Source organism: Mycolicibacterium sp. MU0053, from assembly GCF_963378095.1.
In the GTDB taxonomy this organism is placed as follows: Bacteria; Actinomycetota; Actinomycetes; order Mycobacteriales; family Mycobacteriaceae; genus Mycobacterium; species Mycobacterium burgundiense.
The window spans coordinates 3,308,761-3,331,868 of record NZ_OY726397.1; the positions used below are offsets into that span (position 1 = coordinate 3,308,761).

General features: G+C 68.4%; 24 protein-coding genes. 9 read left to right on the forward strand and 15 right to left on the reverse strand.

Annotation, left to right across the window (positions count from 1 at the left end):
• Positions 1–32: 32 nt before the first annotated feature.
• The 3 genes from RCP80_RS15510 to RCP80_RS15520 are packed head-to-tail and all read right to left on the reverse strand — an operon-like array spanning position 33 to position 2,522.
• Entirely contained in the window at positions 33–1,241 is a 1,209-nt protein-coding gene (locus tag RCP80_RS15510; protein WP_308478520.1) for a winged helix-turn-helix domain-containing protein, read from the reverse strand.
• Positions 1,241–1,717 carry a dihydrofolate reductase gene (locus RCP80_RS15515; protein ID WP_308478521.1) on the reverse strand — a complete coding sequence of 159 codons (477 nt, stop codon included), beginning with the start codon at positions 1,715–1,717 and terminating at the stop codon, positions 1,241–1,243. Before RCP80_RS15515 ends, RCP80_RS15510 begins: the two co-directional genes overlap by 1 nt.
• A gap of 4 nt (positions 1,718–1,721) precedes the next feature.
• Positions 1,722–2,522, reverse strand: a complete 801-nt coding sequence (locus RCP80_RS15520; protein WP_308478522.1) for a thymidylate synthase — start codon at positions 2,520–2,522, stop codon at positions 1,722–1,724.
• A 109-nt stretch (positions 2,523–2,631) separates the two neighbouring features.
• On the opposite strand from RCP80_RS15520, the gene RCP80_RS15525 reads away from it, so the two are divergent.
• A complete protein-coding gene (locus tag RCP80_RS15525) occupies positions 2,632–3,378 on the forward strand; it encodes a dienelactone hydrolase family protein (protein WP_308478523.1) in 747 nt (248 codons plus the stop codon).
• Here RCP80_RS15525 and RCP80_RS15530 read toward each other — a convergent pair.
• The 3 genes from RCP80_RS15530 to RCP80_RS15540 all read right to left on the reverse strand — a co-directional run bounded on the left by RCP80_RS15530 (position 3,369) and on the right by RCP80_RS15540 (position 5,671).
• Positions 3,369–4,529, reverse strand: a complete 1,161-nt coding sequence (locus RCP80_RS15530) for an MFS transporter (protein WP_308482865.1) — start codon at positions 4,527–4,529, stop codon at positions 3,369–3,371. The two genes, RCP80_RS15525 and RCP80_RS15530, sit on opposite strands and share 10 nt — an antisense overlap.
• A gap of 141 nt (positions 4,530–4,670) precedes the next feature.
• Positions 4,671–5,123, reverse strand: coding sequence for a hypothetical protein (locus tag RCP80_RS15535; protein WP_308478524.1), 453 nt, complete (start codon positions 5,121–5,123; stop codon positions 4,671–4,673).
• 44 nt (positions 5,124–5,167) lie between these two features.
• A complete protein-coding gene (locus tag RCP80_RS15540; protein ID WP_308478526.1) occupies positions 5,168–5,671 on the reverse strand; it encodes a 2,4'-dihydroxyacetophenone dioxygenase family protein in 504 nt (167 codons plus the stop codon).
• A gap of 113 nt (positions 5,672–5,784) precedes the next feature.
• Between RCP80_RS15540 and RCP80_RS15545 the strand changes: the two genes are divergently transcribed.
• Both RCP80_RS15545 and RCP80_RS15550 read left to right on the forward strand, forming a co-directional pair.
• On the forward strand, positions 5,785–6,807 hold the full coding sequence (locus RCP80_RS15545) for an AraC family transcriptional regulator (RefSeq protein WP_308478527.1): 1,023 nt from the start codon (positions 5,785–5,787) through the stop codon (positions 6,805–6,807).
• A 97-nt stretch (positions 6,808–6,904) separates the two neighbouring features.
• Positions 6,905–7,075: a CsbD family protein gene (locus RCP80_RS15550; protein WP_308478528.1), complete on the forward strand. Its 171-nt coding sequence runs from the start codon at positions 6,905–6,907 to the stop codon at positions 7,073–7,075.
• 59 nt (positions 7,076–7,134) lie between these two features.
• On the opposite strand, the gene RCP80_RS15555 is transcribed toward RCP80_RS15550, so the two are convergent.
• Positions 7,135–7,590 carry a flavodoxin family protein gene (locus RCP80_RS15555; RefSeq protein ID WP_308482866.1) on the reverse strand — a complete coding sequence of 152 codons (456 nt, stop codon included), beginning with the start codon at positions 7,588–7,590 and terminating at the stop codon, positions 7,135–7,137.
• A 231-nt stretch (positions 7,591–7,821) separates the two neighbouring features.
• Between RCP80_RS15555 and RCP80_RS15560 the strand changes: the two genes are divergently transcribed.
• Entirely contained in the window at positions 7,822–8,526 is a 705-nt protein-coding gene (locus RCP80_RS15560) for an SDR family oxidoreductase (RefSeq protein WP_308478529.1), read from the forward strand.
• A gap of 20 nt (positions 8,527–8,546) precedes the next feature.
• Here the strand turns inward: RCP80_RS15560 and RCP80_RS15565 are convergent, their stop codons facing one another.
• Genes RCP80_RS15565 through RCP80_RS15575 form a run of 3 tightly spaced genes read right to left on the reverse strand, consistent with a single transcriptional unit; the run spans position 8,547 to position 10,588 of the window.
• Positions 8,547–8,999: a hypothetical protein gene (locus RCP80_RS15565; RefSeq protein WP_308478530.1), complete on the reverse strand. Its 453-nt coding sequence runs from the start codon at positions 8,997–8,999 to the stop codon at positions 8,547–8,549.
• Positions 8,999–9,736, reverse strand: a complete 738-nt coding sequence (dapB, locus tag RCP80_RS15570; protein WP_308478531.1) for a 4-hydroxy-tetrahydrodipicolinate reductase — start codon at positions 9,734–9,736, stop codon at positions 8,999–9,001. Before dapB ends, RCP80_RS15565 begins: the two co-directional genes overlap by 1 nt.
• Positions 9,737–9,754: 18 nt before the next feature.
• Entirely contained in the window at positions 9,755–10,588 is an 834-nt protein-coding gene (locus RCP80_RS15575; RefSeq protein ID WP_308478532.1) for a mycofactocin-coupled SDR family oxidoreductase, read from the reverse strand.
• Between the two features lie 186 nt (positions 10,589–10,774).
• Between RCP80_RS15575 and RCP80_RS15580 the strand changes: the two genes are divergently transcribed.
• Genes RCP80_RS15580 through RCP80_RS15595 form a run of 4 tightly spaced genes read left to right on the forward strand, consistent with a single transcriptional unit; the run spans position 10,775 to position 15,123 of the window.
• Positions 10,775–11,557 (forward strand): enoyl-CoA hydratase/isomerase family protein, encoded by a 783-nt coding sequence (locus tag RCP80_RS15580; RefSeq protein WP_308478533.1) that lies wholly within the window; start codon positions 10,775–10,777, stop codon positions 11,555–11,557.
• Entirely contained in the window at positions 11,554–12,456 is a 903-nt protein-coding gene (locus RCP80_RS15585) for an alpha/beta hydrolase (protein WP_308478534.1), read from the forward strand. The genes RCP80_RS15580 and RCP80_RS15585 overlap by 4 nt, the downstream gene beginning before the upstream one ends.
• Positions 12,453–13,859 (forward strand): flavin-containing monooxygenase, encoded by a 1,407-nt coding sequence (locus tag RCP80_RS15590; protein ID WP_308478535.1) that lies wholly within the window; start codon positions 12,453–12,455, stop codon positions 13,857–13,859. The genes RCP80_RS15585 and RCP80_RS15590 overlap by 4 nt, the downstream gene beginning before the upstream one ends.
• 10 nt (positions 13,860–13,869) lie before the next feature.
• Entirely contained in the window at positions 13,870–15,123 is a 1,254-nt protein-coding gene (locus RCP80_RS15595) for a PucR family transcriptional regulator (RefSeq protein WP_308478536.1), read from the forward strand.
• Here the strand turns inward: RCP80_RS15595 and RCP80_RS15600 are convergent.
• Positions 15,114–16,664, reverse strand: coding sequence for a long-chain-fatty-acid--CoA ligase (locus RCP80_RS15600; protein ID WP_308478537.1), 1,551 nt, complete (start codon positions 16,662–16,664; stop codon positions 15,114–15,116). The genes RCP80_RS15595 and RCP80_RS15600 overlap by 10 nt on opposite strands.
• A gap of 227 nt (positions 16,665–16,891) precedes the next feature.
• Here RCP80_RS15600 and ald point away from each other — a divergent pair, with 227 nt between their 5' ends.
• On the forward strand, positions 16,892–18,007 hold the full coding sequence (gene ald, locus RCP80_RS15605; protein WP_308478538.1) for an alanine dehydrogenase: 1,116 nt from the start codon (positions 16,892–16,894) through the stop codon (positions 18,005–18,007).
• Positions 18,008–18,014: 7 nt separating this feature from the next.
• On the opposite strand, the gene RCP80_RS15610 is transcribed toward ald, so the two are convergent.
• From RCP80_RS15610 to RCP80_RS15625, 4 genes are read right to left on the reverse strand one after another with little or no spacing between them, the layout of a single operon-like run.
• A complete protein-coding gene (locus tag RCP80_RS15610) occupies positions 18,015–18,392 on the reverse strand; it encodes a YchJ family protein (protein WP_308478539.1) in 378 nt (125 codons plus the stop codon).
• A 45-nt stretch (positions 18,393–18,437) separates the two neighbouring features.
• Positions 18,438–19,454 (reverse strand): nitronate monooxygenase, encoded by a 1,017-nt coding sequence (locus tag RCP80_RS15615; protein ID WP_308478540.1) that lies wholly within the window; start codon positions 19,452–19,454, stop codon positions 18,438–18,440.
• Positions 19,451–20,785: a M16 family metallopeptidase gene (locus RCP80_RS15620; RefSeq protein WP_308478541.1), complete on the reverse strand. Its 1,335-nt coding sequence runs from the start codon at positions 20,783–20,785 to the stop codon at positions 19,451–19,453. The genes RCP80_RS15615 and RCP80_RS15620 overlap by 4 nt, the downstream gene beginning before the upstream one ends.
• Positions 20,763–23,027, reverse strand: a complete 2,265-nt coding sequence (locus tag RCP80_RS15625; RefSeq protein WP_308478542.1) for a polyribonucleotide nucleotidyltransferase — start codon at positions 23,025–23,027, stop codon at positions 20,763–20,765. The genes RCP80_RS15620 and RCP80_RS15625 overlap by 23 nt, the downstream gene beginning before the upstream one ends.
• Positions 23,028–23,108 lie beyond the last annotated feature (81 nt).

Here is a 23,108-nt window from a genome sequence, read left to right on the forward strand (position 1 = left end):
TGATCGGAGGATCCGCCCGGTCGCGGCGGCGGTCAGGCCGATACCCGTCGGCTCAGCTCCCCCGCCAGGTCCCCGCGGTCACCGACCCGCACCGAACCCAGGTCCAGCCAGCCGGCCATCGCGTGTAGCTCGGGGGCCAGGGCGGCGGCCACCCGGGCGCGGTCCTGGCCGTCCTCGCTGAACGCGCCGAGCACGTGCAGGGCGTTGGCGGCCCGGTCGGCTTTCAGATCCACCCGGCCGACGAGTTTCCCGTCGAGCAGGAACGGCCACACGTAGTAGCCGTAGCGGCGCTTGGCCGCCGGTGTGTAGATCTCGATGCGATAGTGAAAGCCGAACAGCCGTTCGACCCGCGGGCGGAAGAACACCAGCGGGTCGAACGGGCACAGCAGCGCCGTCCCGCGGTCGGTACGCGGAATCTTCTGTCCCACACGCAGATACGCCGGCGCCCCGTCGATGTCGACCCGTTCCAGCTCGCCGCTGGCGGCCAGCTCCGCCAGCGCGGGTTTGACCTGGGCGGCGCCGAGGCGGAAGTAGTCGCGGATGTCGGCTTCGGTGCCCACCCCCAGCGCGGTGGCAGCGCGCAGGGTCAGCTCGCGCACCGCGTCGGCGTCGTCGACCTCGCGGGCCAGGACGTCGGCGGGCAGCACCCGTTCGACCAGGTCGTAGTGCCGGGCGAAGCCGACCCGGGTGGCCGTCGTCAAGACCCCCGCCGACCACAGTGCCTCGGCAACCCACTTGGTGTCGCTGCGATCCCACCAGGGTCCGCGTTGTCCGCGCGGTTCGGCCTTCAGATGCGCCTCGATCTGCCCGGCGGTCGACGGGCCGATCTCGGCCACCGCGGCCACGATGTCCTCGGCCAATTGCCGGTTCTTGCGGACGATCTCGGTACCCCAGCGGCCGTGGGTGTATTCGCGCATCCGCCAGCGCAGTAACGGCCAATCGTCGACCGACATCAGCGCGGCCTCGTGCGCCCAGTACTCGACCAGCAGCCGGGGCGACCGGGCGCTGTGGCTCCACGCCGCCCGGTCCAGCAGCGCGCGGTCATACGGTCCCCACCGGCTGAACACGGGCGCATAATGCGCGCGTACCGCCACCGACACCGAATCCAGTTGCAACACCTGGATACGCGAGATCAGCCGGCGCAGATGAGCGCGGGTGACGGCGCCGCCGGGCCGGGGCTCGTGAAATCCCTGCGCGGCGACGGCAATCCGACGCGCTTGGGCAAGACTGAGTCGCGCCATCAGCGCCAGTAACTGGCAAACCGGTACCGCAGCCCCGTCGAACTGGTCAGCCAGTCCTCGGTTGCTCCCTGCCAACTCTCGTCGAGCAGCGGAGCCACCGCGTCGTCGTCGTTGCGCGGCAGGTCGATCTCGATCTCGGTGACCTCGCACCGCGACGCCAGCGGCAGCGTCAGGGCGTAGATCTGCGCGCCGCCGATCACCCAGGTGTCCTCGATCGGCACCTGCTCCAGATCAGTGACCACCTCGGCGCCCTCGGCCGCGTAATCGGAGCTTCTGGTGAGTACGAGATTGCGGCGGCCCGGCAGTGGACGAACCTTGGCCGGCAGCGACTCCCAGGTCAGCCGGCCCATCAGCACGGTGTGGCCCAGCGTCAACTCCTTGAAGCGGGCCTGGTCTTCGGGCAGCCGCCACGGGATGGTGTTGGCGCGGCCGATCACACCCGAGGTGGACTGCGCCCAGATCAGGTTCAATGCCATGGGCTCACACCGCCACCGGCGCCTTGATCGCCGGATGCGGATCGTAATTCTTGATCACGACATCCTCGTAGGCGTAGTCGAACAACGAGTCCCGGTGAGCCAGAACAAGTTCCGGGTAGGGTCGCGGGTCACGCGACAGCTGCTCGGTGACCTGGTCGACGTGGTTGTCGTAGATGTGGCAGTCGCCGCCGGTCCAGATGAACTCCCCTACATCCAGGCCCGCCTGAGCCGCCATCATGTGGGTCAGCAGCGCGTAGCTGGCGATGTTGAACGGCACTCCGAGGAACAGGTCGGCGCTGCGCTGATAGAGCTGACAACTGAGTCGCCCCTCGGCCACGTAGAACTGAAAGAACGCGTGGCACGGCGGCAGCGCCATCTGCGGGATCTCCCCCACATTCCACGCCGAGACGATGTTGCGGCGCGAGTCCGGATCGCTCTTCAACAGCGCGAGCGCGGCACTGATCTGGTCGATGTGCTCCCCGGACGGCGTCGGCCAGGACCGCCACTGGACGCCGTACACGGGACCGAGATCGCCTGCCGGACCGGCCCATTCGTCCCAGATGGTGACGCCGTGCTCCTGCAGCCAACGCACGTTGGAGTCACCGCGCAGGAACCACAACAGTTCATAGACCACCGACTTGAGGTGCACCTTCTTGGTGGTGATCAACGGGAAACCGGCGCTGAGGTCGTAGCGCAACTGATGACCGAACAAGCTGCGGGTGCCCGTGCCGGTGCGATCGGATTTCGGGATCCCGGTCTCGAGCACCAGCCGCAACAGATCCTCGTAAGGCGTAGCGATCGGCATCTGGTCAGCCTACCGCCGCTGGTTCCGAGTTCGGCCGGTACACACTCCGGTGGGCGGCATTCGGTACCGCTCGGCCACCTCGGTGCGGACGGCACGGTAGAACAGAGGCATGCCCCTCATCAAAGACACCGTGACCACTGCCGACGGCACCTGCGCCGTCACCTTCGCCACCCCCGAGGGGGACGGCCCCTGGCCTGGCGTCGTGATGTATCCCGACGCCGGCGGTCCGCGGCAGACCTTCGACGAGATGGCCGCCCAACTGGCCGCCGCCGGGTATGCCGTGCTGGTACCCGACATCTACTACCGCCACCCGGACTGGGCGCCGTTCGACATGGCGACCGTGTTCGGTGACGCCAAGGAACGCGGCCGGCTCTTCGCGATGATCGGCAAGGTCACCCCGGACATCATGGCCGCCGATGCCGCCGCGCTGTTCGACTACCTGGCGGCCCGGCCCGAGGTGCGCGGCGCGGCGTTCGGCACCACCGGCTACTGCATGGGCGGGCGCACCTCGTTGGTGGTTGCCGGCCGGCTACCCGACCGGGTGGCGGCCGCGCTGTCGTTCCACGGCGGCGGGCTGGCCTCCGACGATCCGGGCAGTCCGCACCTGCTGGCCGGCGCCATGCGCGCGCCGGTGTATGTCGGTGGCGCCAAGAACGACGCGTCGTTCACCGCGGCGCAGGCCGAAACGCTGGACAAGGCGTTGACGGCCGCCGGTGTCTCACACACCATCGAGTTCTACGAGGCCGGGCACGGCTTCGCGGTGCCGGACAACGCGCCCTACGACGAGGCGGCCGCGGCCCGGCACTGGACGGCCATCACGGAGTTCTTGGGTCAGCACCTGCAAAATCAGACGTAGCGGTTGCGGCCCGCCGCCGCGCCCGCAACCATCTGCACCGCGTACACCGCCAGCGCCATGATCCACGGCGCGGTCCAGCCGCCGGTCAGGTCGTGGAGCAGTCCGAACAGCAACGGGCCCAGGCCGGCCAGCAGATAACCGAAGCCCTGCACCATGCCCGACAGCTGGGCGGTGTCCTCGGGGGTGCGGGCGCGCAGCGCGATGACGGCCAGCGCCAACGAGAACACCGACATCCCGAAGCCGACCAGGATGCTCCACAGCAGCGGCGCGGCCCCCGGGTCGACCGCCAACCCGATCATGCCGACGAAGCCGACGACGCCGAGTCCGACGATCCATCCACTCTGATGGCGCTGCCGGGCGGCCAACGGCGTGATGAACAGGCTGATCGGCACGGCCAGCAGCGAAACCAGGCCGACCAGCAGCCCGGCGCTGCGCTGGCTCACCCCGTGGTCAATGAAGACCTCGGCCAGCCACCCCATCACGATGTAGGCCAACAACGACTGACAGCCGAAGAACAGCGTGATGGTCCAGGCGAGCCGGTTGCGCAGCAGCGAACGCGTGGGTGCGGCGGGCGCCGCGGTCTGCGGGGTGACCCGGCCGAGCCCGCGGGCCCCCACCAGCCACAGCAGCAACGCGAGCAGCGCCAGCACCGCCCAGCTGCCCAGCGCACCCCGCCAGCCGCCCAGCGCGTCCCCGAGCAGCGGCGTCGCGGCCGAGCCCAGGGCACCGCCGCCCTGCAGGGCGGCGGTGTAGACGCCCGTCATCAGGCCGATGCGCGCTGGGAACGATCCCTTGATGACGACCGGGATCAGGACGTTGGCCAACGCGATTCCCGCGGTGGCCACCAACGTTCCGCCGATCACGACATAGGGGCCGTCGAGTACCCGCACGCCCAGCCCGATCGTCAGCACCGCCAGCGCCAGGGCGATGGCGCGCCCCACCCCGAGACGGCGCGACAGCCACGGTGCCGTCAGGCCGGCCGCGGCGAAACACAATCCCGGCAGGGTGGTGAGCACGCCCGCCCAGGTCGCCGACACGCCCAGGGCCTCGCGCATGTCACCGAGCAGCGGGCCGACGCTGGTGATCGCCGGGCGCAGGTTCAGCGCGGTCAGGATAACCGCGGCCACCAGCAGCGCACCCCCGGCCACCATCACCGGGGGCCGGATCTCTACGGCACCGTCGAGTTCGAGTTCGAGCTCGTGCTCGTATTCGACTCGGAAGTGGGCGCGGCCCTTGTCGTTCACCACGCCATGGTGCCCTATGCCGCGATCACCGCCGCGGCCGCGGCGTCCTCAGCGCCGGCGTGCGTGCATGAAAGTCGCGACGCTGCGGAAGATTCCGCGCGCAGCGTAGATCGCCGCGACGACCGACAACCCGATGAGGACGATGAACATCACCATCCAGTTGGTGCGGCTGTGGCTCACGTTCCACCACACCACGGTGAACAGCACCGCGCAGATGAAGACCACGATGTCGCGCCAGTTGCCGCTGTAGCTCGCCGCCAGCGCGCGGATCTCCCGGTTCCTCTCGACCGCGGTGACGATGTCATCGATGCGGATGTCGATGGATCGCTGCAAGGCTTCGCGACGCTCGGTCTGCTCCGGCGGAATCCGCTCGAGCAGTTCCATATCCGCCTTGATCGCACCGCGCAGGTCCGGGCCCTTGATGTTGCCTGCCACCAATCCCAGCAATGCACCCCCGGCAATCGGTGCGGCGCCCAACGCGAGTTCAGCCATTCCGGGCATGGCGGTGACGCTACCCGAGTGCGCAGCGGATGTTCTGCGGTATGTCAGCGCCCGTACCTGGAGTTCCCGCCGATGACGAAGTCCGGAAGAGTGTCGCCCTGACGCTTGATCGCGTCGATGTAGAGCTGACGGGTGACCGCGGCGTCGACGTGGCCGACGTAGTTGCCCTGCTCGTCGTAGTTGAGGAAGGCGCCATAGATGATGAACAGCGCCTCGGTGTCCTCGGTGTTGCTTGCCGGAGCCTCCAACGTGTGGGTCGAACCGGCCGGCTCATAGATGTAGGTGCCCGCTACGTTGAGGGATTCTCGGCCGTATTCCCGGTAGAACCAGCTGCCGGAGGTGGTGTAGCCGTGCACTGCACCGGTATGCAGATGCGTGGGAATCACCGTGCCGGGCGCGAATCGGATATTGGCCACCGTGAGACCGGCCTCCACATCGGCTACGAGGAGTTGGGCGGACATTCCCGGCGCCAGGACATCAATCGCCCACGGCACGTCCTTGGTCTGCATGGTGAGCGCGATCGGGGGGGTGATATCGGTGACGGTCATCGTGACTCCTTGGCTGTGATGTATTGCCCGACGAACAGGGCCTGTGTCCATCATGACCACTTATCCACCCGATTCCTTGTCATTTCACGACTTATATTTTACATTTGACGACTATGGCGGATCTGGTGCGCGCGTCGTCACTGGTCCATGTGCCGGAGTTGATCACCGAGCATGGCGGCGATCCGCAGCGCTTCCTCACCGAGGCGGGTATCGATCCGGAGGTCCTGGGCGATTTCAATCGCTACATCCGTTACACGGCCCTGACCACACTCGTCGGCAATGCGGCCCAGGAGCTGGCCGTACCGGACTTCGGGCTCAGACTGTCCAAGCTGCAAGACCTCGAAATGCTGGGCCCCATCGCAGTGCTGGCTCGCAACGCCGCGACTGTGCAGGCCGCGCTCGTCGGGGTGGCCAAGTATCTGCACACCTACTCCCCGGCGATCAAGGCCGATCTGAATGTGGGCGAGAACATGGCTCGCGTTGAGTTCGCGATCACACTGGCCAGGGTTCCGCACCGGGCCCAGATGATCGAGGTGGCACTCGGCGTCATCAGGGGCATGTTCGCGATGCTCTCCGACTCGGACTTCCGGCCGCACCGGATCACCTTCCGCCATGCCCGGATATCGCCGACCGAGGTGTACCTCGATGCGTTCCGGTGTCCGGTCGAGTTCAACGCGCAGGCGAACGCTCTGTTCTTTCCCCGTTCCCTGCTCGCACAACGCATTGCCGGCGGCGACTCGCAGTCGTACGCATTGGCAGCTCGTTATCTGACCGGCCGGCGGCAACACCGGAATGTGGAAGAACACGTGGTGGAGTTGATCGACAAGCTGATGCCACTGGGACAGGCATCCCTCAACGACGTCGCCCGCACCCTCACGCTGCATCCGCGGGTCTTGCAGCGACGTCTGGCCGAGGCTGGTACCAGCTTCGGGCAACTCCTCGACGACCGGCGTCGAGAGAGCGTCACGGAATTGCTTGCGGTTCCCGACCTGCCGCTGTCCTCGGTGGCCACCCAACTCGGCTACACCGAACAAAGCTCCCTGACCAGGAGCTGTCGTCGCTGGTTCGGCGCAGCACCACTGGCGGTTCGGCGCACGCGGGCCGGCCGAAGCGTTCATTCTCGTCTCGAAGTGTGAGCAGTTCCTCAGAAAGTTTCGACCAAGGCCGGTCGTGGGCATACAGAGCACAGGCCCGACGGGATTGCGTCGGGCACAATCGAGGAGTTGAACGAGCATGAGCGGTATGGATAAGGCGAAGAACAAGCTCGATGATCTCGGCGGCAAGGCCAAGGAAGCCACCGGCAAGGCCACCGACGACAAGAGCACCGAGAACGAGGGCAAGCTCGACCAGGTCAAGTCCAATCTCAAGGACGCCGGCGAGAAGGTGAAGGACGCCTTCAAGTAGGCCCCACGCCCTCCCATCGGCCCGTCATCGACATCCTCGGTGGCGGGCCGATTCGCGTGCTAGCCCATGAGCGCGGCGGCTACCGTCGCGCCGAGGTTCCAGCACGCCTCGAGGTCATCCTTCGTCGGCTTGCCGGAAACGATGACCGTCTCGGCGGCGCGCTCCCAGCCCAGCCCGGCGGTGATGCCGTCGAGCGCACGCACGGCGCCCTCGGTGCCTTCGTTGCCGTGCAGCCACACCCCGAACGGTCGCCCCCGGGTGGAATCCAGCAGTTGGTAGTAGGACTGATCGAACGCGTGCTTGAGCGCACCCGAGATGTAGCCGAGGTTGGCCGGCGTGCCCACCAGGTAGCCATCGGCCTCGAGCCAGTCCACGGCCGACACCGTCAGCGCCGGTCGCCGGATCACCTCCACCCCCTCGATCTCGGGGTCGGTGGCACCGGATACGACGGCCTCGAACATCTCGTGGCAGTGCGGCGACGGGGTGTGGTGGACGATCAACAGCCGCGCCGTCAGGGTGGTCACGTCGCTCGCTTCCTGCTCGGGTCGGGTGGCCCTACCCGGACGCTATCAGCGCTCCGACTCTAAGAAGGTCACGACCGCGACACGCCGTACACCCAATCGTTGCCTTAGATTTGCCTTATTTTTCTTAGTTTTCGGTGTATGGTCGTTACGCATAACGGTAATGGCGTCGCCCCGCGGGCACGGCCATCCGACCCACTGTTGGCAGCCAGGGAAGGAGCCAGCATGCAATCAGACACATCCCGGCGGGTCGCACTCGTCACGGGTGCATCCCGAGGAATCGGCGCCGAAGTCGCCCGGCACCTCGCCGACGCCGACACCCACGTCGTCGTCAACTACCGGCACAACGCCGCCGGTGCCGACGCGGTCGCCCAGGACATCCGCAGCGCGGGCGGCCACGCCTCCACGGTCGCCGCCGACGTGTCCGACGACGCGGCCACCACCGCGATGATCAACGATGTCGCCCACCGGTTCGGTCGGTTGGATGCGTTGGTGCTCAACGCATCCGGCGGACTGGAACCGGACTCACAACCCAACCACGCCATGCGCGTCAACCACGACGCGCAGCGACGGCTGGCCCGGCTCGCGCTGCCACTGATGCCGGCCGGTGGCCATCTGGTGTTCGCCACCAGCCACCAGGCGCACTTCTATCCGTTGAAGGCGGTGCCGAAGGGCTACGCCACCGTCGCGGCCAGCAAACGGGGCGGGGAGACCGCCCTCTACGCCATGCGCTCGCAGTTCGACCATCGCGACATCCACTTCACGGTGGTCTCCGGCGACATGATCGACGGGAACAGCTTCGGCAATCTCGGCGACCGGCCCGAGTTCACGGCGTTCGCCGCGGCGATCGCGCGCGCGGCGACCGCACCCAAGCCCACGGGAATCGTCTACGTCGGCGGCCCGGACCATCTCGCGCGGATGTCCGCCTAGGGCCCTGAACGGCTCGCCCGCTACCGCTGCTCCTGCAGTTCGACGGCCTTCTTCATGGCCGCGCGCGCCCTGGTGCGGTCGCCGGCGTAGTCGTAGGCGCGGGCCACTCGATACCAGCGCACCCAATTGTCCGGGTCGGCGTCGAGTTCCGCCCGCACGGTGTCGAACAACGCATCGGCGGCGCCGCGCTCAATGCGTCCGCTCGCGCGCCGGGGCAGCGTGCTGACATCGAGTTCCAGCCCCTGCTCGGCGGCCAACCGGGCCAATCGCTGATGCGCGAATCCCGCTCTGAGGGTGGCGATCATCGCCCACAATCCGATGAACGGCAGGATCAGCAGCGCCAGCCCCAGACCAACCGGGGCGGCGCGGCCGTCGCCGATCAGCGCCACGGCGATGCGCCCGAGCAGCACGAAGTACACGACCAGGGCCACGCACAGGAAGCCGATCAGCACCTGGGTACGCAGGACGTGCATCAGCCCAGGTTCATCAGGGACTCGATGCCGATGGTCAATCCGGGGTGCGCGGCGATATTGCGGACGCCCAGCAGGACGCCCGGAACGAACGACGTGCGGTCCAGGCTGTCGTGGCGGATGGTCAGCGTCTCGCCCTCGGTGCCGAACAGCACCTCCTGATGGGCCACCAGACCGGTCAGCCGCACCGAGTGCACGGGGACCCCGTCGACGTCGGCCCCGCGCGCGCCGTCGAGCCCGGTGCTGGTGGCATCGGGGTTGGGCGGCAGGTCTTTTCGCGCCTCGGCGATCAGCTTGGCGGTGCGGGCGGCGGTGCCCGACGGGGCGTCGGCCTTGTGCGGGTGGTGCAGTTCGATGATCTCCACCGACTCGAAGTACGGGGCGGCCTGCCGGGCGAAGTGCATGGTGAGTACCGCGCCGATCGCGAAGTTCGGCGCGATCAGCACGTGGGCGCCGGGTTTGGCCGCCAGCCAGTCGCCGACCTGATCCAGCCGCTGCTGGGTGAACCCGGTGGTCCCGACGACGGCGTGAATTCCGTTGTCGATCAGGAACTTCAAATTGTCCATCACCACGTCGGGATGGGTGAAGTCGATCACCACCTCGGTGCCGCTGTCGGTCAGCAGGGACAGGTCATCACCGTCGTCGACACCGGCGGACAGGGTCAGATCATCGGCGGCCTCGACCGCGGCGACCATGGTCGCGCCCACCTTGCCCTTGGCGCCCAGCACTCCTACTCGCATGGGTGCAGCCTACTGCCCCTACTTGACCGTCAATCCGGCATCTACCGGCAGGGTGACGCCGGTGATGTAGCGCCCGGAGTCCGAACACAGGTAGACCATCGCCTCGGTCACATCGCGGCATTCGACCATCGGGGTGGGTAGCAGATTCGTCAGGACCGCGGCGAATTCGGGGTGCTCGCCGAGGTACTGGGCAACCTCGGCGTTCTCGATCATCGGGGTCGCGACACCGGTCGGATGCACCGAGTTGACCCGGATGCTGTGCTCGGCGAGTGTCGTTGCGTAGTAGCGCATCAGCCCGACCACCCCGTGCTTGGCGGCCGTGTAACCGGCTCCGCCGTGGCTCTTCGTGGCGAAGCCCGGCCCCACGGATTTGAGCCCGGCCGCCGAACTCGTGATCACGATGGCACCGCCGCCACCGTGCCCGAGCAGTGCCGGCAGCGCCGCCTCGATGGTGAAGTACACGCCGTTGAGCATCACGTCGATCGAGTCCCGATAGGCGGACAGCTGCTGGGACGGCGCACCGAACACCGGACCGATACCGGCGTTGGCCAGCACATAATCGATACGACCCAACCGGCCGACCGCATTGTCCAGCACGTCGCTCAGCTGTTCGAGGTCCCGGACGTCGGCCTGCTCGGCGATGATTCTGCGGCCCGCCTTCGCCACGAGCTCGGCGGTTTCGTCCAAATCCGCCGGCGTACCCATCGGGTAGGCGACGCTGCCGAGTTGGGCGCATAGGTCCACCGCGATGATGTCGGCGCCCTCCTCGGCGAACCGCACCGCATGCGCGCGGCCCTGCCCTCGGGCAGCGCCGGTGATGAATGCCACCTTGCCCTCGAATCGTGCCGCCATCTGCTGCCTCTCGTCGTGGATCAGACTGGCCAGGAATGCAACTGACCGGTGTTGTGCCTGATAATGACCGCCGGGATCGGGTGCGGCAGGGCCTATCGCGCTCCTCGCGGAGACTGCACAATGCGGATCGTCATCTCTGTGCAGCACGCCATGGCCCGCCGCCGGAAACGGCGCTTGACTACCACCATGTCTGCTATCCGGATTGATCGCGACGGTCGTGTCGCGCACTTGGTGCTGGCCCGCCCGCAACGGCGCAACGCGCTCGACGAGGAACTCATCGCCGACCTGAACGACGCCGTTGCCGAGCTCGAGTCGGCCGTCGACGTCGGCTGCGTGGTGGTGCGCGGCGAGGGGCCCGGCTTCAGCTCCGGTATCGACGCCGCGACGCTGGAGCGCCTCGCCACCCCGGACGGACTCCGCCGCATCCGCGGTGCGTTCGTGGCGGCCTACGACCGGCTCGAGGCGCTGCCGATACCGACCGTCGCGAGCGTGCACGGCTGGGCTATCGGCGCCGGATTCGAACTGGCGCTGGCGTGCGACCTGCGGGTGATCGCCGGCGACGCCACGCTGGGCCTGCCGGAGACCCGGATGGGCGTGGTGCCCGACGTCGGGGGTGCCGCACGGCTGGCGGCGCTGATCGGGACGGGCCGGGCCAAGGAACTGATCCTCACCTCCGCGATGATCGACGGGACCCGGGCCGGGCGGCTGGGCATCGCCAACCGGGTCGCCCCGGCGGCGCGGCTGGCGGCCGCGACGGCGACCCTGACCGACGAGTTGCTGGCCTGTTCGACGACCGCCAACGGGCTGGCCAAACGCATCATCGACCGCGCCGCCCGGCCGCTGTGGTCCGAAACCCTCGACGCGGAACTCGACGCCCAACTGCAGTGCATCGCGACACCGGAGTTCGCCCTCGCCTACCGGCGGTTCCTGGCCGCGCCGGGCGCCAACACCCCGCAAGCCCGCCGATGACTCGGCGCGAGCTCCGCATTCCGGCCGGCGACACCACGATCGCGGCCTGGCACTATGCGGCCGCCGGCCCGGGCCGGCGGCCGTGCGTGGTGATGGCCCATGGCTTCTGCGGCACCCGGGACGCCGGGCTGGTGGGCTTCGGTGAGCGCTTCGCCGCCGCCGGGATCGACGCGCTGTGCTTCGACTACCGCGGTTTCGGCGCCTCCGGCGGACAACCCCGCCAGATCATCGATTTCGCCGCACAGTGTCAGGACTACCACGCGGCGCTCACCGCCGCCCACCGCCTGGAAAACGTTGCCGGCGTGGCTATCTGGGGCACCTCACTATCCGGTGGCCACGTGTTCTCGGTCGCTGCGCAGCGGCACGACCTGCTCGGGGCCATCGCCCTGACCCCGATTGCCGACGGGCTGACGACGTTACTGCGGATGCGGCACACGATCACCGCCGGCATCGCGGTCCGGCTCTGCTTCGCCGCGGTGCGGGATGCGATCGGCGCGCGCCTCGGGCGTCCCCCGGTGCTGCTGCCCGCGGTCGGCGCCGCGCACACCGTCGCGATGCTCACCACACCGGACGCCCTGCCGGGCTATCTGGCAGCGGCCCGGCATGCGCCGCTGTGGCGCAACGAGTTCGCCGCCCGCATGCTGCTCCACGTGCCGCGGTATCGGCCCGGCCGGCACGCCCACCGCATCAGCTGCCCGATGCTGGTGCAGATCGGCACCGCGGATCTCAACGCCCCCGCGGACCTGGCCCGAGCCGCGGCCCGACGGGCCAACGCCGACGTCCGTGAGTATGCCGAGACCGGGCATTTCGATGTGTATGACTGCGGACCGGCCTTCGATGCCGTTGTCGGCGAGCAGATTTCGTTCCTGTTGTCACTGTCGGAAAGGACAGCTTCATGACTGCCACCAGAATTCCCCGGGCCTGCGTGATCGGCGCCGGATCGGCGGGGCTGGCCGCCTGCGCCGGGCTGAAGAACGCCGGCATTGCGTTCGACTGCTACGAGAAGAGCGACCGGGTGGGCGGCCTGTGGGTCTTCGACAACCCGAGCGGGGTCGCCGCCGCATATCGCACGTTGAGTTCCAACGCGCCGAAGGCCTACATGGGCTACCGCGACTTCCCGATGCCCGACGACCTGCCGGCGTATCCGAGCCACTGGGATTTCGCCCGCTACTTCGATGACTACGCGCGGCACCACGGCCTCCACGATCACATTCAGTTCCAGACCGAGGTCACCCGGGTCACGCCGCTCGACGGCGGCGGCTTCGAGGTGCGACTGGCCGACGGCCGCGTCCAGCTCTACGACCAGGTGCTCGTCGCCAACGGTCACCATTGGGACGCCCGCATGCCGGAGCCGATGTTCCCGGGCGACTTCGCCGGCACCGTGATGCATTCCCGAGACTACCGAGACGCCGCGTTCATGGCCGGAAAGCAGGTGGTGGTGGTCGGAATCGGCAACAGCGCGGTCGATATCGCCTGCGAGGCCGCACATCTGGCCGACAAGACCTATCTTTCGGTGCGACGCGGTGCCCACATCATGCCGAAGTACGTGTTCGGGATGGCACCGCCGAACTGGTTGCTGAACTCGGCGTCACACAAGCCCGGGCGCGTGCTCCTGGGGGCACTGATGCGGTTGGTGAACGGTCGCGCTCAGGACTACGGACTGCCGGCGCCGGATCACTCCTTCGGCGACGCCCATCCCACCATGTCGGCCGGCCTGATGGATGAACTGCGGCTGGGCCGCATCACGCCCAAACCACCGATCGCGGAGCTGCTCGGCGACCGGGTCCGGTTCGCCGACGGCAGCATCGAAGCCGTCGACGTGATCGTCTGCGCCACCGGCTACCGGATCACCTTTCCGTTCTTCGACCAGGCCTACGTCTCGGCCCCCGACAACCAGATCGCGCTCTACCACCGCGTGGTCGACCCGGACCGGCCCGGATTGTTCTTCGTCGGGCTGTGCCAACCGCTGGGGGCCATCCAGCCGTTGGCCGAGTTGCAGGGCAAATGGATCGGAGAGCTGCTTGCCGGCCGCTGCGCGCTGCCCACCGCCGAGCTCATGCGCCGCGCCATCGACGCCGATCAGCGTTGGCTGCGCAAGCGATTCATCGACTCCACCCGCCACACCGTCCAGGTCGACCACAACCACTACCTGAAGACGCTGCGCCGCGAGATCCGCGCGGGGCGACGACGGGCGCGCCGCCTCGGACCGAACCCCGTGGGCCCGCACACCGGGTCGCCCCGATTGGTATCCTCGGCAACCGGTTTGACCGATACTGACCTGCCGCAACGTCCGGCCCAGTAACATCTCAGCGGTGGTCAGTGTGGGCACCGCCGATGACGCGATCGTCGCGTGCGCCCATGATCTCGCCGCCCGGGCCGATGAGGTCGCGGTGCAACTCAGCGAGCAGTTGGCGGGGTCGGTACCCGAATTCTTCGACGACGACGATCTGGTGCGTGAAGTCGAGGCCAGCGCGTACGGGAATGTGGCGGCGATGCTCTCGGTGTTCCGGGCCGAGACGGTGGCCGAGCAGGTACCGATCCGGCCGGAAGTGACCGCGTTCGCCTCGACCGTCGCGCGGCGGCAATTGCCGCTCGAATCGCTGATCCAGTCCTACCGCGTGGGGCAGACGCTGTTCTCCCGGCTCTGGATGGATGTGCTCGCCGAGCGACTCACCGAACAGCACGTGTTCATCGAGGCGTTGCACCAGAGCTTCGACGAGCTGAACATCTACCTCGATCGTGTTGTCGCCCAGTTGGTCTCCGATTACGAGCGCGAGCGCGACCGATGGGTGCTGGGGGCGGCGGCGCGTCGCACCGCCGTGGTGGAGCGGCTGCTCCGCGGTGATCGCATCCCCGTTGAGCACGCCGGCCGCCAGCTCGATCACGACCTGCGGGCCCCCCAGACCGCTCTGGTGGCCTGGATGCCCTCGCACGGCGAGGTGGACTTGCAGCTCGGCGCGCTGGCACGCACCCTGACCGCCCTGGCCGCCGCGGCGGGGGTGCCGCAAATGCTGATGCTGCCCGCCGGCACCTGCGCGATGTGGGCCTGGATCGCCGGCGAGCCCGATCCCGACCGACTCGCCGAATGCGCCGAGCAGCTCCCGAAGTCAGAGGTCTTGATCGCGGTCGGCCAGACCACCGCGGGCGCGGACGCGTTCCGGGTCAGTCACGAACAGGCGCAGCGGGCGCGCCGGGTCGCCGCCCGGATGCCGTCACCGCGGCGGCTGACCCTGCACGCCGACGTCGCCACGGTCGCGCTGCTCGCCGGTGAGGAGGAGGAATCCCGCCGTTTCGTGGCCCGGACCCTCGGCGAGCTCGCGGTCCGCACCACCGCGGCCGAGCAGTTGCGGGAGACATTGTGGGTCTTCCTGCAGGAGGGCGGCAACACCCGGCGGGCCAGCGAACGGCTGTTCATGCACCGCAACACCGTGCTTTACCGGCTACAGCGCATCGAGGCGCTGCTCGGCCATCCACTGCAGCGCCGGCGACTGGACCTCGAGGTGGCGTTACTGCTGACCAAGACGTTCGGCGAGGACATGCTGCCCGTCGATGCGCACTACACCTGACGACTGCTGCTCGCCCAATATGGCTGGCGCAGTTCGCGTTTGAGCACCTTGCCGGCCGCCGAGACAGGCAGCTGCGCCACGAAGTCGACGCTGGTCGGCGCCTTGTAGCCGGCGATGAACTGCTTGGCGTGCCGGCGGACCTCCGCCTCGGACGTGTGGGCACCAGGTCGCAGCACCACGACGGCGTGTACCCGTTCGCCCCACCGCGCGTCGGGAATGCCGATGACCGCACACTGGGCCACCGCTGGATTGCGGGCCACCGCGCTCTCCACCTCGACCGAGTACACGTTCTCACCGCCGGTCACGATCATGTCCTTCATCCGGTCCACGACGAACACATAGCCGGCCTCATCCATGTATCCGCCGTCGCCGGTGTGCATCCACCCGTCGCGCAGCGCAGCGGCGGTTTCCGCGGGTTTGTTCCAGTAACCGAGCATGACGTTGGCGCCGCGCACCACGATCTCACCGACGGTGCCCCGCGGCGCCTCGATGCCGGTCTCGTCGACGACACGCACCTCGCAGTTGGGTGCGGCGCGGCCGGCCGAACCCAGCAGTCGGGGCTCGGCGTGGTCCTCGGGACCGAGCAGCGTTGCGATGGGCGCCAATTCGGTCATCCCGTAGGCCTGGGTGAACGATGCCTGCGGCAGTGCGGCGGCGGCACGTTCGAGCATCGCCGCCGGAATCGGTGCGGCGCCGTAGAGGACCGCGCGCACGCTGGACAGGTCGTGCGCGGACAGGTCGGGGTGGTCGATGATCGCCTGGATCATCGTCGGCACCAGGGCGACGTCGGTGACGCGCTGGGATTCGACGGCCGCGAACACCGCGCTCGGATCGAAGCGCGGCACAATCACGTGCGTGCCGCCGAGCAGCGTGGCGGCGCCCCAGGCCGCCAGGTCCGCCAGATGAAACATCGGCGCGGCATGCAGATAGCGGGTCTGGTGGCCCGCTCGGAACAAGTGGCCGGAGGCGATGGCGCCGAGCCACGACGTCACCATCGCGGCGTGCGAGAGCATCACGCCCTTGGGGTCGCCGGTGGTCCCGCCCGTGTAGAAGATGCCGGCCAGTTCGGCGCCGCCGCGCCTGGCATCCGGCACGCCGCGCGCGCCCGCGAGCAGGTCCTCGTAGTCCACCGTCGCCTCGGGGGCCGTACCGTCTCCGCAATACACCACCGCCGTCAGGTCCGGACAGCCGCCCCGGATCGCCGCCAGCATGCCGGCATGCGCCTCGTCGACCAGCAGTACCTTGGCGTCGGAATCCCGTAGCGCATAACCGATCTCGGCCTCGCTCCAACGGGTGTTCAGCGGGGTCAGCACCGCGTCGGCCCACGGCACCGCCAGCAAGTATTCGTGGTAGCGGTCCGAGTTCAGCGCCAGAATCGCCACCCGGTCGCCGGTCCGTACGCCCAAATCGGTTAAGCCACCGGCCAAGCGGGCGACACGGTCGGCGACCTCCCGGAAGGTCCGGACCCGCCGGCCACAGATCGTCATGTCCATCTCGGGTGTCTGTTGAACACCTCGATGCAATCCCTGGGTCAAATACATTGCTGCGCCTCTAACCAGGCTCGGGGGTCCAGCAGCGGACCCTGCGAAAAACTTGTCGGCTGAGGGTAAGCAGGCCCGACGCGTCGATCCGGGCGATGTTGCAGGATGTGGACGGCCCGTCGATAGTTTGTTCGCGTGCACAATCCCCCGGCCGAATCGACGTGCCGGCGAACTCCGCACGCTCCTTCTGACCCAATTGATCGTTCCGGCGAGATTAGGGTGGGGAGATGAGAGTCGGCGTCCCGATGGAGACCAAGAACAACGAGTTCCGGGTGGCGATCACCCCGGCTGGGGTGCTGGAGTTGGCCCGGCGCGGTCATGAGGTGTCCATCCAGGCGGGCGCAGGCGCGGGCTCGGCCATCTCTGATCTGGACTATTTGGCCGTCGGCGGCAAGATCGTCGATTCCGCCGAACGGGTGTGGACCGAGGCCGACCTGATCCTCAAGGTCAAGGAACCCGTCGAGGCCGAGTACCGGCACCTGTGCCGGGATCAGACCCTGTTCACCTACCTGCATCTGGCCGCGTCCAAGCCGTGCACCCAGGCGTTGCTGGCCGCCGGCACCACCGCGATCGCCTACGAGACGGTTCAGTTGCCGGACGGTTCGCTGCCGCTGCTGGCACCCATGAGCGAGGTCGCCGGGCGGCTGTCGGCGCAGGTCGGCGCCTATCACCTGATGCGTTCGCACGACGGCCGCGGGGTGCTGATGGGTGGCGTACCGGGCGTCGCGCCGGCCGAGGTGGTCGTGATCGGCGGCGGCACTGCCGGTTACAACAGCGCCCGGATCGCCGCCGGCATGGGCGCCGACGTCACGATCTTCGACATCAACCTCGAGCGGTTGCGGGACATCGATGCCGAATTCGGCGGGCGGATCCGCACCCGCTACTCGTGGACCTCCGATTTGGCGGCCGCGGTCAAGGAAGCCGACCTGGTGATCGGCGCGGTGTTGACCCCGGGCGCGCATGCGCCGATGCTGGTATCCAATTCCCTTGTCGCCCAGATGCGGTCAGGCTCGGTACTGGTCGACATCTCGATCGACCAGGGCGGCTGCTTCGAGGACTCCCGGCCCACCACCCACGACGATCCGACGTTCATGGTGCACGAGAGTGTTTTCTACTGTGTGTCCAACATGCCCGGCTCGGTACCGCGCTCCTCGACCTTCGCCCTCACCAACGCGACCATGCCCTACGTACTCGAGCTGGCCGACCGGGGCTGGCGGGCGGCCTGTCAGGCCGATCCCGCGCTGGCCAGGGGGCTCTCCACCCATGCCGGCGCGCTGCTGTCCGAGCGGGTCGCCGCCGACCTGAAGCTACCGTTCACCGACCCGGCCGACCTGCTGGCGTGATCGCCGCTCAGTCCAACAGGTCACCGTCGACATAGCACCACCGGCCGGCGCGCCTGGCGAACCGCGACCGCTCGTGCAACACACCTGCTCGGTGGTGGGCGATGAACTCGACCTCGCCGCGGGCATCGCCGGGTTGTCCGGCCCCGGTGGCGAGGATCTGCAGGCCGGTCCAGTGCGGCTGATCATCAGCGGTGAGCTCACCGGGCCGGGTGCGCGGATGCCAGGTCCGCCAGACGAAATCCAGATCGCCGGTGGCATACGCGCTGTAGCGGGCCCGCATCAGGTCCTCGGCGGTGCCGGCCTGCCGCTCCCCCACATGCAGCGGTAGGCAGCAGGAACCGAACGCATCGTCGCGGCCGCAGGGGCAGGGGTCGGTGGCACGCACGGCCCCAGTCTGCCCGGCGCCCGCCACCGGCCGGGGATCGACTCCCTACGGCGTGAGGCCGGCGATCACGTCGGCGGCCGGGCGGGCGGCGGCCGCGGCGAAGTTGGTCCCCGCCCACAGATTGGTGCCGGCCGGATCGCCGGCCGCGACGGCCGCGCGCCGGATCGGCGAGGTCATGTAGTGCACCTCGGGATATCCGGCGGGCGCGAGATCGTCGAACCGGCGCATGAAGTCGTTGCGCAGGCCGCGGGCGAAGCGGCCCGAGAACGCCCGGGTGATCGCGGTTTCGGTGAAGTCCCCGGAGATCAGCGCCGTGCGGTGGACGGGGTTGGTACCGGCCTCGTCGGCGAGCAGCAGTGCGGTGCCCACCTGCGCCGCGGCCGCTCCGGCAGCCAACACCGAGGCCACGCCCCCGGCGCCGCCCAGACCGCCGGCCGCGATGATCGGCACGTCGACCACACCGCGGACCGCCGCCAACAACGCGGAAAGGGACTGCTCGGGAGGCCGCCCGGTGGGGTTCCAGTTGGCACGGTGCCCGCCGGCTTCCGGTCCCTGCACCACCACCGCGTCGACACCCTGTGCGACGGCCGCAGCCGCCTCGTCGGCGCTGGTGACGGTCATCATCGTGGACATGCCCAGGCCGCGAAGCCGTTGCAGCACAGCCTGTTGCGGCAGGGCGAAGGTGAAAGACACCACCTCCGGGCGCAGGTCGGCGATCACCTCGAGCTTCTCCGACCAGCCGTCGTCGTCAAAGCGGGGCGGGCCGACCTCGACGCCGAACCGCTCGGCCAGCGCGGTCAGTTCCCCGCGGTACCGGAGCAGTTTCTCGGGCGCGGCCACACTGGCTTGCGGCACAAAGAGATTGACGCCGAGGGCTTGGGTGCTGGCTGAGCGTGCCGCGTGGAGATCTGTCGCCAACCGCTGTGCCGGTAGGTATCCCGCCGCGAGGAATCCCAGCCCGCCGGCGTTGGATACCGCGGCGGCCAGTGCCGGCGTGGTGGGGCCCCCGGCCATCGGGGCGCCCACCAGGGGCACCTCGAGGTCGGCCAGGGTGAAGGTCATCGGGTCCCTGCCCTCGCCCTGAGTCGGTGCGGCAGAGCACGGGTGGAGGAACACGGCCCGAGCACCGCGGCGCCGAACGGTTTGGTCAGCAGTTGGCGCGCCACGGCGTTGACCTCATCGAGGCGCACGGCGTCGATCTGCGCCAGCGTCTCATCGAGGCTGCGATGCTTGCCGTAGTTGATCTCGCTGCGGCCGATCCGGTGCATCCGCGAGGCCGAGTCCTCCAACCCGAGCACCAGTCCGCCGCGCAGCGAACCCTTGGCGATCCGGCATTCCTCTTCGGTGATGCCGTCGGTGGCGATGTCTTCGAGGACGTCGAGGGCCACGGTGACCACCTCGTCGAACCGCTCGGGCAGGCAGCCCGCATACATCGACAAGGTGCCGGTGTCGGCGAAGGTGTCCACCATCGAGTAGACCGAGTACGCGAGCCCGCGTGACTCCCGAATCTGTTGGAACAGACGCGAACTCAGTCCGCCGCCCAGTGCATTGTTGAGCACCGCCAGCGCCCAGCGATGCTTCCAGTTGCGGCCCGGCGCACGCACTCCGAGCATCAGATGGGTCTGCTCGGCGTCCCGGCTCACCAATTCCAGCGCCGGTAGCCCGCTCACCCGGCCGCTGCCGACCCGAGGGGCGGCAGCGTTGCGGCCCTCGACGATGCGCGCACCGAAATGCTCGCGCACCAGGGCCACCACCTCGTCGTGATCGACATTGCCGGCCACCGCGACCACCATCCGATCGGGGGTGTAGCGCCGCAGGTGGAACGAATGCAACTGGTTGCGTGTCATCGCCTCGACGGACTCCACGCTGCCGATCACCGGCCGGCCCACGGGGTGGGTGCCGAACATCGCCGAGGAGAACACGTCGCCGAGGGTGTCTTCCGGATCGTCATCGCGCATCGCGATTTCCTCGAGCACGACGTCACGTTCGACCTCGACATCCTCGGCCGCGCATCGCCCGTTGAGGACGACGTCGGCCACCAGGTCGACGGCCAACGCCAGATCGCAGTCGAGCACATGCGCGTAATAGCACGTGTGTTCCTTGGCGGTGAACGCATTCAGTTCCCCGCCAACCGCATCCATGGCCTGGGCCATGCCGACCGCGGTGCGGGTGGGGGTCGCCTTGAACAGCAGGTGTTCGAGGAAATGTGCGGCACCGGCCACGGTGGGACCCTCGTCGCGGGAACCGATGCCGACCCACACCCCGACTGAGGCCGAGCGTACCGACGGCACGAACTCGGTGACGACCCGCAGGCCGCCCGGTAGAGCGGTGCGGCGCACGGCCAACTGGTCGTGCGCCGCTCCGTCGGCTCTAGGCGTCGGCGGTCGCAACATCCGTAGACGCCGGAGTGTCCTCCGGTGCCTCCGCTGCCGCGGCGTCGTCGTCAGCGACCAAGATCAACGAGATCTTGCCGCGGTTGTCGATGTCGGCGATCTCGACGCGCAGCTTGTCGGCCACCTTCACGACATCCTCGACCTTGTTGATGCGCTTGCCGCGCCCCAACTTCGAGATGTGCACCAGGCCGTCGCGGCCCGGCAGCAGCGACACGAACGCGCCGAAGTCGGTGGTCTTGACGACCGTGCCGAGGAACCGCTCGCCGACCTTGGGCAGCTGCGGGTTCGCGATCGCGTTGATCTTGTCGATCGCGGCCTGCGCGGCCTCACCGTTGGAGGCGCCGACGAATACCGTGCCGTCGTCCTCGATGGAGATCGACGCGCCGGTCTCCTCGGTGATCGAGTTGATCATCTTGCCCTTGGGCCCGATCACCTCGCCGATCTTGTCCACCGGCACCTTGATGGTGGTGATCCGCGGCGCGAACGGGCTCATCTCGTCGGGCTCGTCGATGGCCTCGGCCATGACCTCGAGGATGGTCAGCCGCGCGTCCTTGGCCTGGGCCAACGCGCCCGCGAGGACCTGCGACGGGATGCCGTCGAGCTTGGTGTCCAGCTGCAGCGCCGTGACGAACTCCTTGGTGCCTGCGCACTTGAAGTCCATGTCGCCGAAGGCATCCTCGGCGCCGAGGATGTCGGTCAGCGTGACGAAGCGTCTTTCGACGCCACCACCCTCAATTTCCACGTCATCGGACACCAGGCCCATGGCGATGCCGGCCACCGGCGCCTTCAGCGGCACACCGGCATTGAGCAGCGACAGCGTGGAGGCACAGACCGAACCCATGGAGGTGGACCCGTTGGAGCTCAGCGCCTCCGAGACCTGCCGGATGGCGTACGGGAACTCCTCGACGCTCGGCAGCACCGGCATCAACGCGCGCTCGGCGAGTGCGCCGTGGCCGATCTCGCGGCGCTTGGGCGAGCCGACGCGGCCGGTCTCACCGGTCGAGTACGGCGGGAAGTTGTAGTGGTGCATGTAGCGCTTGGAGGTTTCCGGTCCCAGCGAGTCGATCTGCTGGGCCATCTTGACCATGTCGAGGGTGGTGACACCCATGATCTGGGTCTCGCCGCGCTCGAACAGGGCACTGCCGTGCGCCCGCGGGATGATCGCAACCTCGGCCGACAGCGCCCGAATGTCGGTGACGCCACGGCCGTCGATGCGGAAGTGGTCGGTCAGAATGCGCTGCCGGACAAGCTTTTTGGTCAGCGCACGGAAGGCGGCGCCGATCTCCTTCTCGCGGCCGGTGTAGGTCTCGGCGAGGCGCTCGAGCACCTCGACCTTGATCTCGTCGGTCCGGTCGTTGCGCTCGTTCTTGCCGGCGATCGCCAGCGCGGCCGACAGCTCGTCGGTGGCCACCGAGGCCACCGAGTAGTAGACGTCCTCGCCGTACTCGGGGAACAGCGGGTAGTCGGCGGTCTCTTTACCGGCGGCGTCGTGCAGTTCCTGCTGCGCCTGGCACAGCGCGGCGATGAACGGCTTGGCGGCCTCGAGGCCCTCGGCCACGACGGCCTCGGTCGGTGCGGACGCGCCGCCGGCGATCAGGTCGATGACGTTGTCGGTGGCCTCGGCCTCGACCATCATGATCGCGACGTCGTCGGCCGTCTTACGACCGGCGACGACCATGTCGAACACCGCACGTTCGAGCTGCTCGACGGTGGGGAACGCGACCCACTGGCCGTCGATGAGTGCGACCCGGACGCCGCCGACCGGGCCGGCGAACGGCAGGCCGGAGATCTGGGTCGACGCCGACGCGGCGTTGATGGCCAGCACGTCGTACAGATCCTTGGGATCCAGGCTCAGGATGGTGACCACGACCTGGATCTCGTTGCGCAGACCGCTGACGAATGTGGGCCGCAGCGGCCGGTCGATCAGCCGACAGGTCAGGATCGCATCGGTGGACGGCCGGCCTTCGCGACGGAAGAACGAGCCGGGGATGCGGCCGGCGGCATACATCCGCTCCTCGACGTCGATCGTCAAGGGGAAGAAGTCGAAATGGTCTTTGGGAGTCTTGCTGGCGGTCGTGGCGCTCAGCAGCATGGTCTCGTCGTCGAGGTAGGCCACGACGGCGCCGGCGGCCTGTTGGGCCAGCCGGCCGGTCTCGAAACGGATGGTTCGGGTGCCGAAGCTCCCGTTGTCAATGACGGCGGTCGATTCGAACACGCCTTCGTCAATCTCAGCAACAGACATAGATGTCCGCATGCCCTCTCTGGTATTCAAACTTTTTCGCGTCGTCACGCGTCCAGTCCCCAGATGCGGCTACGGCCGTCG

Excerpts from the sequence above, each read along its gene's own strand:
- RCP80_RS15515 (WP_308478521.1), bottom strand. The coding sequence starts at position 1,717 with ATGGCATTGAACCTGATCTGGGCGCAGTCCACCTCGGGTGTGATCGGC.
- RCP80_RS15530 (WP_308482865.1), bottom strand. The coding sequence starts at position 4,529 with ATGGTGGCCGGGGGTGCGCTGCTGGTGGCCGCGGTTATCCTGACCGCG.
- RCP80_RS15550 (WP_308478528.1), top strand. The coding sequence starts at position 6,905 with ATGAGCGGTATGGATAAGGCGAAGAACAAGCTCGATGATCTCGGCGGC.
- RCP80_RS15615 (WP_308478540.1), bottom strand. The coding sequence starts at position 19,454 with ATGACCTTCACCCTGGCCGACCTCGAGGTGCCCCTGGTGGGCGCCCCG.
- dapB (WP_308478531.1), bottom strand. The coding sequence starts at position 9,736 with ATGCGAGTAGGAGTGCTGGGCGCCAAGGGCAAGGTGGGCGCGACCATG.
- RCP80_RS15510 (WP_308478520.1), bottom strand. The coding sequence starts at position 1,241 with ATGGCGCGACTCAGTCTTGCCCAAGCGCGTCGGATTGCCGTCGCCGCG.
- RCP80_RS15590 (WP_308478535.1), top strand. The coding sequence starts at position 12,453 with ATGACTGCCACCAGAATTCCCCGGGCCTGCGTGATCGGCGCCGGATCG.
- RCP80_RS15625 (WP_308478542.1), bottom strand. The coding sequence starts at position 23,027 with ATGTCTGTTGCTGAGATTGACGAAGGCGTGTTCGAATCGACCGCCGTC.
- RCP80_RS15545 (WP_308478527.1), top strand. The coding sequence starts at position 5,785 with ATGGCGGATCTGGTGCGCGCGTCGTCACTGGTCCATGTGCCGGAGTTG.
- ald (WP_308478538.1), top strand. The coding sequence starts at position 16,892 with ATGAGAGTCGGCGTCCCGATGGAGACCAAGAACAACGAGTTCCGGGTG.
- RCP80_RS15560 (WP_308478529.1), top strand. The coding sequence starts at position 7,822 with ATGCAATCAGACACATCCCGGCGGGTCGCACTCGTCACGGGTGCATCC.
- RCP80_RS15600 (WP_308478537.1), bottom strand. The coding sequence starts at position 16,664 with ATGTATTTGACCCAGGGATTGCATCGAGGTGTTCAACAGACACCCGAG.
- RCP80_RS15520 (WP_308478522.1), bottom strand. The coding sequence starts at position 2,522 with ATGCCGATCGCTACGCCTTACGAGGATCTGTTGCGGCTGGTGCTCGAG.
- RCP80_RS15620 (WP_308478541.1), bottom strand. The coding sequence starts at position 20,785 with ATGTTGCGACCGCCGACGCCTAGAGCCGACGGAGCGGCGCACGACCAG.
- RCP80_RS15575 (WP_308478532.1), bottom strand. The coding sequence starts at position 10,588 with ATGGCGGCACGATTCGAGGGCAAGGTGGCATTCATCACCGGCGCTGCC.
- RCP80_RS15525 (WP_308478523.1), top strand. The coding sequence starts at position 2,632 with ATGCCCCTCATCAAAGACACCGTGACCACTGCCGACGGCACCTGCGCC.
- RCP80_RS15540 (WP_308478526.1), bottom strand. The coding sequence starts at position 5,671 with ATGACCGTCACCGATATCACCCCCCCGATCGCGCTCACCATGCAGACC.
- RCP80_RS15580 (WP_308478533.1), top strand. The coding sequence starts at position 10,775 with ATGTCTGCTATCCGGATTGATCGCGACGGTCGTGTCGCGCACTTGGTG.
- RCP80_RS15585 (WP_308478534.1), top strand. The coding sequence starts at position 11,554 with ATGACTCGGCGCGAGCTCCGCATTCCGGCCGGCGACACCACGATCGCG.
- RCP80_RS15535 (WP_308478524.1), bottom strand. The coding sequence starts at position 5,123 with ATGCCCGGAATGGCTGAACTCGCGTTGGGCGCCGCACCGATTGCCGGG.
- RCP80_RS15565 (WP_308478530.1), bottom strand. The coding sequence starts at position 8,999 with ATGCACGTCCTGCGTACCCAGGTGCTGATCGGCTTCCTGTGCGTGGCC.